Origin of the sequence: Wocania arenilitoris, from assembly GCF_021728535.1 — a bacterium.
In the GTDB taxonomy this organism is placed as follows: Bacteria; Bacteroidota; Bacteroidia; order Flavobacteriales; family Flavobacteriaceae; genus Wocania_A; species Wocania_A arenilitoris.
In genome coordinates this window covers 99,517-111,296 of record NZ_JAKKDU010000001.1, presented here as the reverse complement: position 1 = coordinate 111,296, position 11,780 = coordinate 99,517, and the positions used below count along the sequence as shown (strand labels likewise).

General features: G+C 33.8%; 12 protein-coding genes and 1 tRNA gene. 8 read left to right on the top strand and 5 right to left on the bottom strand.

The window, feature by feature from the left end:
- The first annotated feature begins 26 nt into the window (after window positions 1-26).
- Together L3X37_RS00545 and L3X37_RS00540 are read left to right on the top strand one after the other, a co-directional pair.
- Entirely contained in the window at window positions 27-980 is a 954-nt protein-coding gene (locus L3X37_RS00545; RefSeq protein ID WP_369409857.1) for a formylglycine-generating enzyme family protein, read from the top strand.
- Between the two features lie 239 nt (window positions 981-1,219).
- Window positions 1,220-1,900, top strand: coding sequence for a carbohydrate-binding family 9-like protein (locus tag L3X37_RS00540; protein ID WP_237238202.1), 681 nt, complete (start codon window positions 1,220-1,222; stop codon window positions 1,898-1,900).
- A gap of 51 nt (window positions 1,901-1,951) precedes the next feature.
- Here L3X37_RS00540 and L3X37_RS00535 read toward each other — a convergent pair.
- Window positions 1,952-2,033, bottom strand: a tRNA-Leu gene (locus tag L3X37_RS00535).
- Between the two features lie 146 nt (window positions 2,034-2,179).
- Between L3X37_RS00535 and L3X37_RS00530 the strand changes: the two genes are divergently transcribed.
- From L3X37_RS00530 to L3X37_RS00505, 6 genes are all read left to right on the top strand, one after another.
- The gene (locus tag L3X37_RS00530; RefSeq protein WP_237238200.1) at window positions 2,180-3,121 is read left to right on the top strand and encodes a ribose-phosphate pyrophosphokinase; all 942 of its coding nucleotides are present in this window, start codon (window positions 2,180-2,182) and stop codon (window positions 3,119-3,121) included.
- Between the two features lie 87 nt (window positions 3,122-3,208).
- A complete protein-coding gene (locus tag L3X37_RS00525; protein WP_237238199.1) occupies window positions 3,209-3,847 on the top strand; it encodes a 50S ribosomal protein L25/general stress protein Ctc in 639 nt (212 codons plus the stop codon).
- Window positions 3,848-3,985: 138 nt separating this feature from the next.
- A complete protein-coding gene (gene pth / locus L3X37_RS00520; protein WP_237238198.1) occupies window positions 3,986-4,552 on the top strand; it encodes an aminoacyl-tRNA hydrolase in 567 nt (188 codons plus the stop codon).
- Between the two features lie 155 nt (window positions 4,553-4,707).
- On the top strand, window positions 4,708-4,878 hold the full coding sequence (locus tag L3X37_RS00515) for a transposase (protein WP_237238197.1): 171 nt from the start codon (window positions 4,708-4,710) through the stop codon (window positions 4,876-4,878).
- Window positions 4,879-5,074: 196 nt separating this feature from the next.
- On the top strand, window positions 5,075-6,475 hold the full coding sequence (locus L3X37_RS00510; RefSeq protein WP_237238196.1) for a Gfo/Idh/MocA family oxidoreductase: 1,401 nt from the start codon (window positions 5,075-5,077) through the stop codon (window positions 6,473-6,475).
- A gap of 214 nt (window positions 6,476-6,689) precedes the next feature.
- Complete coding sequence (locus L3X37_RS00505; RefSeq protein WP_237238195.1) at window positions 6,690-7,490, top strand: SGNH/GDSL hydrolase family protein; 801 nt, start codon at window positions 6,690-6,692, stop codon at window positions 7,488-7,490.
- Window positions 7,491-7,724: 234 nt separating this feature from the next.
- Here L3X37_RS00505 and L3X37_RS00500 read toward each other — a convergent pair whose 3' ends face one another.
- The 4 genes from L3X37_RS00500 to hemH form a co-directional block, all read right to left on the bottom strand.
- On the bottom strand, window positions 7,725-8,507 hold the full coding sequence (locus L3X37_RS00500) for an enoyl-CoA hydratase/isomerase family protein (RefSeq protein WP_237238194.1): 783 nt from the start codon (window positions 8,505-8,507) through the stop codon (window positions 7,725-7,727).
- Between the two features lie 43 nt (window positions 8,508-8,550).
- Window positions 8,551-9,993 carry a sensor histidine kinase gene (locus tag L3X37_RS00495; protein ID WP_237238193.1) on the bottom strand — a complete coding sequence of 481 codons (1,443 nt, stop codon included), beginning with the start codon at window positions 9,991-9,993 and terminating at the stop codon, window positions 8,551-8,553.
- A gap of 174 nt (window positions 9,994-10,167) precedes the next feature.
- Entirely contained in the window at window positions 10,168-10,740 is a 573-nt protein-coding gene (locus L3X37_RS00490) for a CopD family protein (protein ID WP_237238190.1), read from the bottom strand.
- Window positions 10,741-10,742: 2 nt separating this feature from the next.
- Window positions 10,743-11,774: a ferrochelatase gene (gene hemH, locus L3X37_RS00485; RefSeq protein WP_237238188.1), complete on the bottom strand. Its 1,032-nt coding sequence runs from the start codon at window positions 11,772-11,774 to the stop codon at window positions 10,743-10,745.
- Between the last annotated feature and the right edge of the window lie 6 nt (window positions 11,775-11,780).

Here is an 11,780-nt window from a genome sequence, read left to right as displayed (position 1 = left end):
GTATAATTAACAACCCTCCAAAAGGTATGCTATGGATTCCTGGAGGCACTTTTTTACAAGGCGCTGTACCTCATGATGAAATAGCAATGATGCACGAAAAACCACAGCATTCTGTAAGTGTTGATGGGTTCTTTATGGATATAACCGAAGTAACAAATGCGCAATTCTCTAAATTTGTTGAAGAGACAGGATATATTACCGTAGCAGAACGAGAAATTGATTGGGAGGAAATGAAAAAACAATTACCTCAAGGCACGCCCAAACCCCATGATACTATTATGCAACCAGGGTCTTTAATGTTTAAAAAAACAAAAACATCTGTCCCTAACTTATATGATTTTTCGCAATGGTGGCGATGGGTAATTGGTGTAAACTGGAAACACCCAAGTGGTGTTAAATCGACTTTAGAAGGAAAAGAAAATTACCCTGTTACACATATCTCTTTTGAGGATGCTCAAGCTTATTGTAAATGGGCTGGAAGACGTTTGCCAACAGAAGCAGAATGGGAGTACGCAGCTAGAGGAAAAAAATCAAACACCATGTATTTTTGGGGTGATGACATTAACATATTGTCTAAAAATGCAAATACATGGGAAGGTGAATTCCCTGTGTTTAACACTTTTGAAGATGGTTACGAGAGAGCAGCACCTGTGAAATCTTATCCTCCAAACAGTTTAGGTTTATATGATATGGCTGGTAATGTTTGGGAATGGACTACAGATTGGTATAATATTAATTATTACCAAGAATTAGCGTCAACAAATACTACAACAAACAACCCTAAAGGCGCAGAAAAAGCCTACAATCCAAACAACCCATATATTCAAGAAAAAATTATAAAAGGAGGCTCGTTTTTATGCAGTTATTCGTACTGTGCGAGTTATAGAATTTCATCTCGAATGGGGTCTAGTACAGACTCTTCATCTGAGCATATAGGTTTTAGAACGGTTGCCACTCCAGATATGTTAGTAAAAGAATAGTATCTCAACACTTAGCTTGCTTTACAATGGTTCTTTCTGTTTCAATTTAATTTATTTATTAGTAACAGTTCATGAAAGTAAACAAATTTAGCAAAAGAACTCGGTTAGAAGCAAAATTAGTATTGCACCTAGTAATGGAGTTGATACAAAAACGGGAGAATTAATTAAAGGGGTATTACTCATTTATTATTACCATACTTTTATTACAATACAAAAAGATTAACACTAATAAAAAAGACATGACTTCAAATAAATCATTGTATTTATATAAAGTTGAGAAATCCACTGAACCTCACAATATTAATTCAAAATGGGATAAACAAATATGGAAAAACACCAAATCAATCGGTTTAAAAAACTTTATGGGAGAAAAACCTTTTCATTTCCCAGAAACAAAGGTAAAGTTACGTTATGATGCTAATAATATATATATTATTTTTAGTGTTAATGATAACTATATAAGAGCTATAGCGACCGAAACACATGGAAACGTTTGGGAAGATAGCTGTGTAGAATTCTTTTTTACTCCCGGATTAGATACAGACATAGGATATTTTAATTTAGAAGCAAATTGCAAAGGTGTTTTTCTGCTCGGATACCATCTTAAAAACAAGGAAATAAATGGCAAAGTAGCCCTTGAGGACTGTAAAAAAATCACAATATCTCATTCCTTAAAAAAAAATGTAGATACAGAATCTACTGAACCAGAAAACTGGACTGTTGAATATAGCATACCTATTTCAATACTATCAAAATATATGAAAGTAGAGCAGCCTAAAGCAGGTGTAAGTTGGCGCGCAAATTTTTATAAGTGTGCTGATGAAACTTCACATCCTCATTGGCTTACATGGGCACCTATTGATTACCCTAAACCAAATTTCCATTTGCCTGAATTTTTTGGAGAGCTAGTTTTCGAATAAAATAAAAAAACCTCAATTTATTTAGTTATTAAATAGTTGAGGTTTTATTTGTACTCAAGGTGGGAATCGAACCCACACTTCCGAAGAAACTGGATTTTGAATCCAGCGCGTCTACCAATTCCGCCACTTGAGCAATTTCTGACAGCAAAAATATAAAATATTTTTACTCATAACTATTAAAATAGTCGCTTTTATCCTTTTGGAATTCAAATAAATCCCTAAATTTGCACCTCATTAAAAATAAGTAACCTTTTTCGACTCATTAACAAGTAGTTAGTTATGACCAAAATAAAAACTCGAGCCAAAATATTTGCGTGTACTCAAAGTACAATTTTAGCACAAAAAATAGCAAAGGCTTATGGAGAAGAATTAGGGAATGTAATAACATCAACCTACAGCGATGGCGAGTTTCAACCGTCTTATGAGGAGTCCATCCGTGGGACTAGAATTTTTATAATCGGATCAACACATCCAGAACCAAGAAATTTGATGGAAATGTTGCTGATGATTGACGCAGCAAAACGTGCCTCGGCAAGACATATTACTGCAGTAATGCCTTATTTTGGTTGGGCGAGACAAGATAGAAAAGATAAACCAAGAGTACCGATTGCAGCTAAATTAATAGCAAAAATGCTTGAAGCTGCTGGAGCAACTAGAATAATCACCATGGATTTGCATGCAGACCAAATTCAAGGTTTTTTTGAAAGGCCTGTAGACCATTTATTTGCTTCAACAATATTTTTACCATATTTAAAAAGCTTAGGGCTTGATAATTTAACCATTGCTTCGCCAGATATGGGAGGCTCCAAAAGAGCTTATGCCTATTCTAAGGCTTTAGAAAGCGATGTAGTAATTTGCTACAAACAACGCGCAAAAGCTAATGTTATTTCGCACATGGAATTAATAGGTAATGTTGAAGGTAAAAATGTAGTATTGGTTGATGATATGGTAGATACAGCAGGAACATTAACTAGAGCGGCAGATTTAATGATAGAACGTGGTGCATTAAGTGTAAGAGCTATTTGTACGCACCCTATATTGTCTGGTAAAGCTTATGAAAACATAGAAAAATCAAAATTAGAAGAACTCATAGTAACAGATTCTATTCCTTTATCACAAAACAGTGATAAAATTAGAGTTTTAAGTTGTGCAGATTTATTTGCTAATGTTATGCACAAAGTGCATCATAATAAATCGATTAGTTCTCAATTTGTTATGTAGCTTCGACAAGCTCAGCTACCAATTATAGCTGTAAACGCTAGCGACTATATAAATAATGTAAATAATTAAATTAATATATAAACAAAAATGAAATCAATTACAATCAACGGATCTCAAAGAGAAAGCGTGGGCAAAAAAGCAACAAAAGCCTTACGTAATGCTGGTCAGGTTCCTTGCGTATTATACGGAGGAGATAAACCAGTGCATTTCTCAGCACCAGAATTAGCCTTCTCAAAACTTGTATACACGCCAAATGCGCATACAGTTGTGATTGAGCTAGGCAATGGAGAAACTTTAAACGCCGTACTCCAAGACATTCAATTTCACCCAGTAACAGACAGAATTTTACACGTAGATTTCTATCAATTATTTGAAGACAAAGAAATTGCTTTAAATATTCCTGTTCAACTTGTAGGAAACTCAAGAGGCGTTAAAAACGGTGGTGTTTTAAGAAGAAACAACCGTAAACTACGTATTAAAGCGCTTCCTGCTAACTTACCAGATTTCATAGAGATAGATATTACGCCTCTAAAAATTGGCGATAAAATAGCGGTTGGCGATTTACCAAGCGATAAATACACATTCTTACATTCAGACAATACTGTGGTATGTCAAATTAAGACATCAAGAGTAGCTGTTGAAGATGAAGAAGATGAAGAAGAATTAGAAGAAGGAGCTGAAGCAACTGCAGCAGAAGGAGCTGAAGCAACTGAGACTCAAGAATAGAAATTATTCTCAATTAAATAATAAAAAGCATCCTGTTTTATTCAGGATGCTTTTTTATTTTTACACAAATAAACTTTTATGTGTAAATTTTTAATCAGCTTATTTAAAAAGAAAAAGCATTTAAAGGATCTTGATTCTATGAAAAAATTCTTAATAGTAGGTTTAGGAAACGTTGGAGAGAAATACCAAAACACAAGACACAATATTGGTTTTAAAGTTTTAGATTTTTTTGCCAATAAAGAAGATTTGATTTTCGAAACTCAAAAACTTGGAGATATTGCTACATATAAACTAAAAGGCAGAACGTTTATATTTTTAAAACCAAGCACCTATATGAATTTAAGTGGAAAAGCCATTTTGTATTGGTTAACAAAAGAGAAAATTCCTTTAGAGAATTTGTTGGTTATTACGGATGATTTAAATTTACCCTTTGGAAGCATTCGTTTAAAAACAAAGGGAAGCGATGGCGGACACAATGGATTAAAAGATACTCAAGATAAATTAAACACTACAAAATACAACCGTTTTAGGTTTGGTATAAGTGATACTTTTAGCAAAGGCAGACAAGTAGATTATGTTTTAGGCGAGTGGACAGAAGAAGAAAACATAACACTTACAGAACGACTGGATAAGTCGGTAGAGCTCATAAAATCTTTTGTTTTATCTGGAGTAAATAATACGATGAATACCTTTAATGGTAAATAATAAATGAAGCGGTTCTGTAAATTAAGCTCTGTCTAGGTTTTCACTTCTCATGTGACTATCTCTATGAGAAGTGTGTTTTAAACCCAATTGGACTTTCTATATTAGACTGGACATTAAGTTGCGAGATTTAGAGTTATAAAAATTAACTTTGAATCATGAAAAAAAGAAACAGGACTTACAGTCCATCATTTAAGCAAAAAGCAGTAGAACTAATTATTTCCAAAGGTAATGTAAAACAAGTTTGTAAAGAATTAGACATTCCATATTCAGTTTTACATCGTTGGCAATCAAACTGTAGACTTTCTTCATACTTTTCACATATGTAATAATAAATTTTTACTAACTTGTAATCCTTGTTGTTGAGATTTGTATCCAAAATAATCTTGTTGAAATTGACTATTAAGATACTGAAAATCAATTACTTAAACAGGTTTAAAGCGTTGTTTTTCAATTAATTAAGCTTGTTTTTTTATTATATTCTCAACCCTTGATTCGCATAACTAATAAATTTACATCATAAATATGGAACATTCAAGAAGAACATTTCTAAAATCAATTAGCATGCTGTCGGCAAGTGCTGCACTACCAGTAAGCTCCTTTGCCTTTGGTAAGGGCGATCAAAAACTAAAGATATGCATGATAGGCACAGGTATACGTGGAAATGGATTTTGGGGAAAACGATTGGTAGATAAATATTCAGATATTTTAGAATTTGTCGGCTTGTCTGACAATAATCCTGGTAGATTAGCCTATGCTAAAAAATTTATAGGTGTAACATGTCCGACTTTTTCTGATTTTGAGCAAATGGTAACCGAAACCAAGCCAGATTTGGTAATAGTTACTACCAAGGATTCGAACCACCATGAATTTATCATTAAAGGTCTTGAGATGGGATGCGATGTACTCACGGAGAAACCATTAACCATTGATGAGGATAAATGTCAGGCAATTCTTGATGCGGAACGTAATTCGAATAAGAAGTTGATTGTTGGGTTTAACTACCGATGGAGTCCATACGCCACTAAAATAAAGGAATTGATTAAAAATGATACTATTGGGAAAATAGTATCTGTAGATTTTAATTACTACCTCAATACCAGTCATGGCGCATCATATTTCAGAAGGTGGCATGGTCTGAGAGAAGAAGGTGGTACGTTGTTGATTCATAAAGCTACGCATCACTTCGATCTCATGAACTGGTGGTTGAATTCCGATCCTGAGGAAGTTTTTGCCTATGGCGATTTAGAATTTTATGGAGATAACGGTCCTTTTAAGGGTAAGAATTGTAGGGAATGTGATTTTAAAGATAAATGTGATTTCCATTGGGATATCACCAAAGATCAGAGTATGATGGATTTGTATGTCAATAACGAAAAACACGACGGCTATATTCGAGATAATTGTCTGTATCGATCAGAGATAAACATCTATGATAAGATGTCGGCACAAGTCAAATATGCTAATAATGTGGTGATGAACTATTCACTGACCACCTATTCACCATTTGAAGGGTATCGGGTTTCATTTAATGGCACCAAAGGGAGGATAGAGGCTTGGAGACACGTCCCATACCTTCAAGATTCTAACATAGATCAGAAGAATATGCATGCAGCAGAAATGGATCAGGATAACGATGCAATGAACCATGAGCCGATTATCATTCATAAGCTATGGAATGATGAGTATGATACTCAGGTTGTAAGTTCAGAAAAAGGTGGACATGGTGGTGGAGACAGTCGTTTGCAGGATAAGGTCTTTATCGATCCCAATAAAAAAGATGAATTCGATAGATCGGCAGGCGTAAGAGATGGTGCTATGTCCATCTTGATTGGAATCGCAGCAAGGAAAAGTATTGAGTCGGGCAATCCCGTTCGAATTGAAGAATTAACGACCCTTGTTCCACGAGAAAAGAAACTTGTATAGTTGTTACAGGCTACTTTAAGGAACTTCTAGCGCTTAATAAAAGCCCTAATAATCTTAAAATTCATAAAGATTTTAAAGGTTTTCGAGCATTATTACTTGCATCAACTTTGAGTGGTAATTTGATAGATTTGAAGCGCAAAGTCCCTTACAAAATAATATACTCAACGTTAGCGAAAATAATGATAGAAATACAATAATTAAATTTAAAGAATCAATGCAAATATCACGAAGAAATTTTTTTCTGAATTTAGGAATAACAGGATTAGGTATAATCAGTTCGCCGAATATTCTTTTAGCAAAAAATCGCAGCAAACATTATCTTAAAAACACCAAAGGAACGGGATTAACATTTCTGTTCCAAGGAGACTCAATTACTGATGGAAAACGGTCGCGAAACAAAGACTGGAATCATGTAATGGGGCATGGATATGCATATCTTATTGCGAGTCGTCTTTGGTTCGATTATACAAATGAAGATTTAATGTTTTATAACAGAGGCATTAGCGGAAATAAAATAACGGATTTAAATGCTCGGTGGCAACAAGATACCATTGACCTGAACCCCGACGTACTAAGTATTTTAATTGGTGTGAATGATGTGCCCAAGATAATAGAAAATGAATACTCAATTAAAAAATGGGAGGAGACATATATTCAGGTTTTAGACAAAACAATAAAAGCTCTACCTAATACTCAAATTATTCTGTGTGAGCCTTTCATTCTCCCTTCTAATAATATGGTGAGAATTGACTGGACGAAAGAAAAAACAGAATCCTATCAAAGCGTGATTTCAGAAATGCAAAAAATCGTAAGGCAATTAGCTGATGCATACAAAGCTACTTTAATTGAATTGCAACAACCTTTTTTGGATGCGTGCAAAAAAGCTCCCGCTAAATATTGGATTTGGGATGGAGTTCACCCAATGCCTGCCGGTCATGAATTAATTGCTCGTACTTGGATAAATGAAGTGAGTAAAAAACTGAATTTCATAGGGCATGATTATTTAAAAGATTGATTTAACACTAAAGGCATATTAATACTTTCGCTAACAAAGTGTTATATTTAATTTGGGTTTCAGCCGTTTTATGGGCTATAGTTCGTTGTTGCAGCGTCGCCAATTCGTCTTTGACGATTGATGGAAAATTAGTAATATTTAATATACGAATTGACTACGTGCGTGTTTGAAAGTATCGTACTTTTAATCTCGCACTACACACACAAACCATTAAACGAACACCCTAAAAAGGCACTACTGCCCAGGAAAATTAGCCTTACGCTTTTCTAAAAAAGCGGTAGTCCCTTCTTTAAAGTCTTGGGTGTCAAAACAGTTTCCGAATTGCTTTACCTCAACTTTAAACCCATTTACACTATCTTCAAAATTAGCATTTATAGCTTTTATTGCAGCACTAATAGCTACTGAAGAATTTCGAGTTATTTTACTAGCTATTTTTTTGCAAAGTGGCAGTAACTCTTCTGGCGTGGTTACATGGTTAACTAAACCATAATTTAGTGCTTGGTTTGCATCAATCATACCAGCAGTCATAATCATTTCCATAGCGCGACCTTTACCTATTAGTTGTGGTAAACGTTGTGTGCCTCCATAACCAGGAATAACACCAAGCGATACTTCTGGCAAACCCATTTTTGCATTGTTACTAGCTACTCTAAAATGACATGCCATAGCTAATTCTAGTCCGCCACCTAGTGCAAAACCATTAACCGCAGCAATGGTTGGTGTGGATAAGTTTTCAACAAAATTGAACAGTATTTCTTGTCCTTTTTTAGCTAATTTTTTTCCTTTTTTAGAATCGAAATCTGCAAACTCAGAAATATCGGCCCCAGCAACAAAAGCTTTTTCTCCACTACCAGAAACAATAATAACTTTGGTTTGCTTATTAGCATCTGCACTTTTAAAAGCGTCGTGCAGTTCTTTTATTGTTGCCTTATTTAAAGCATTTAATTTGTTTGGGCGGTTAATTGTTATGGTTGTAATTCCGTTATTAAATGCTGTTAAAATATTTTCGTAATTCATACTATATGATTAATGGATTCCTGCCTTCGCAGGAATGACTAATTTATTCTTTAGGAAAAGACACGTTAAATGTTGTGCCTTTATCTTTTTCTGATGTAAATGTAATACTGCCTTTATAAGTTTCTACTATATTTTTAACCATGGCTAAACCGAGTCCCATTCCACTGGTTTTTGTGGTGAATTTAGGCTCGAAAACCATAGGTTTATTTTCTTCTGAAATGCCATTGCCATTATCTGAAACAATAATATTTACATGGTTGTTTTCTGAGGTTACTTGTACAACAACACTTGGGTGTTCTTTATCTTGTGGAATGGATTGAATACCGTTTTTTACTAAATTGGTTACTACTCTAATAAGTTGTGTTCTATCTAATTTAGCAATTATCTCTTCTTCATCGGTTTGAAAATGTATATAATCTTCGTTAAAAATATCTAAAGCTAACTTCACAATATTAACCACATTTAAGGTTTCGTTTTGTTGTGCTGGCATTTTAGCAAAGTTTGAAAATGCCGATGCAATAGAACTCATAGTATCTATTTGTTGAATGAGTGTTTTACTATACTCGTCTACTTTTTTGTGAATATTCTCGTCTTTTGGATTAAACTTTCGTTGAAAATTTTGAACCGTAAGTCGCATTGGTGTCAATGGGTTTTTAATTTCGTGCGCCACTTGTTTTGCCATTTCTCTCCAAGCTTGTTCGCGCTCGCTTTTCGCTAATTGTACAGCACTTTCTTCAAGCTCATCAATCATACTATTATACGATTTTACAAGTGTTGAAATTTCTTCGCTAGTTTCATCTATATCAATTTTTTCATTTCGTTTTTCTAATCGTGTAGCATTAATTTTATCACTTATAGTTTTAAGCGATTTGGTAATATATTTTGAAAGTAAAAAGGCAACACCAATTGCCATAAGCAAAACAAATAGATATGCGTACATAAGACGCCCTAAAAACTCGTTAAGTTCTTTTGAAAGAAAATCGTCATTTTCTAAATACGGGATATTTAATATGGCTAATTGCTTAGATTTTTTGTCGTTAACATAAGTGTATAATGATTGAAATGTTTCTCCGTTTTCTTTATGATAATCTACAAACCTATGTTCTAACTCGTTAGATATAGTGTTTAATTCTAGGTTATTTGATAGGCTATTTAATGTTTCGGCTTCAATACATTTATCTTTTAAGCTAGGTTGTAAATTGGCTTTTGAAGAAATTAAAAGTGTGCCTTCTAAATCGTATAAATTAATTTGAAGTCGATGTATTTCGGCAATATTAGCTATTTCTTCTTTAAAAATTAATGGGATATTTTCTGTTTTAATTTCCCAAGTATTTTGCCTGCCATTTAAAACTCTGTTTATGTGCGTTTTAACATTGTGTTCTTTACGTTCTAATCGTTGTTTGTGGTAGTCTTTAGTCTCTTCTCTGTATTGATAAATAGCTACTACAGCAATAAGTATAGAGGCTAATAATACCAAAAGTATCATGGTTAAAAAAATACGTGTACGTAAAGAGAGTTTTTTTATTTTCATTTGAAATAACAATGCATAAATATAGCAATAATCAATCCAAAGTATTGGTGGTAAATTCCAAAATTAAAAATTCCAAATTCCAATCATAAATTTTTTGGAATTGGGCACTTGAAATTTGGGGTTTCCTTTCTAAGCTTCGGGATTCTTTTCTCTAATGTTTTTATATAGTTTAAAACCTAACATAATGAGTACGCCTAGAACAATTATAGCTACCACTCCAAAAACCCAATTTATGGCACTTTTTAAAATAACCAAAAAGATAACTACAAAGAGAATAAAGGTTGCGCCTTCGTTAAAAATACGCATAAAGTTTGATGACTTTTTTACTATATCGTTCTGTAATTGTTTAAAATATTGATGGGTTTTTAGGTGATAAATAATAAGCAGTAAAATAAAACCTAACTTTACTTGCATCCATGAAAGTTGTAATAATGCAGGGTTTATAATAAGTAAAATAACCCCAAAGAGTGTTGCTAAAATTGCCGATGGCCATGTAATGATATACCATAACCGTTTTGCCATTAATTTGAGTTGTTTGCCTAAAATTTCTTTTTCTGGTGATGGTTTATGATGCGCCTCGATTTGATATACAAACAAACGCGGAATGTAAAACAATCCAGCAAACCAGGTAATTACAAATATGAGGTGTAAGGCTTTTATGTAAAAAAAATAGTCTAAAAACAGCTCGCTTAAATAGTCCATAATTACATTGTTTCTACGTTAGTTTCGGTCCATTTGTTTATCCAATTAGATAATAATTCTACAAACTCATCATCGTCATTTAAACATGGGATAGTTATAAAGTTTTTACCTCCCATTTCGTGGAATATTTCCTGACCTTCCATAGCTATTTCTTCAAGAGTTTCTAAACAATCGCTAACAAAAGCTGGGGTTACAATAGCCATGTTTTTTATACCTTGTTTACCCAAACGTTCAATGGTTCTGTCTGTGTAGGGTTGCAACCAAGGGTCGAATCCTAAACGGGATTGGAATGACGTAGAATAACTGCCTTCTTTTAACTGTAGCTTTTCTGAAACTAAACGCGTAACTTCTAAACATTGATGCCTGTAACAAAACTCGTGTGCTTTACTTGGTGTTATGCAGCAACTACCATCTATTTTACAATGCGATTTAGTAACATCGCTTTTTCGAATATGACGTTCTGGAACACCATGATACGAGAATAATAAATGTTGGTAATCTTTTCCTTTCAAATGCTTTTTTATGGAGTTTGAAAGCACTTCTATATAATCCTGTTTATTGTAAAATGCGGGTACCGTTTCTATGGTTATGTTTGGAAAATATTGTTGGCGAAGTTCTTCGGCAAGTGCTGTTATAGTTTCGGTGGTAGCCATGGCAAACTGAGGGTACAAAGGAAAAAGCAAAACCTCATCAACGCCTTTCTCTACTAGCTCTTGGAGTCCTTTTTTAATCGTCATGCTGCCATAACGCATAGCTAATGTTACTGGAATATCTACTTGTTTTTGAATTTTATTTTGAAGTCTTTTAGATAAAACAATAAGTGGAGAACCCTCATCCCACCAAATTTTTTTATAAGCTGCTGCAGATTGCTTTGGTCGTGTTTTTAAAATAATACCCTTAACTAATGCTGTTCTTGCTATTAGAGGAATATCTATAACCCGTTCGTCCATTAAAAACTCCCCTAAATACTTTTTTACATCTTTTGGTGTTGGGCTATCTGGCGAACCAAGATTTACTAATAGAATTCCTTTCATTGTTGT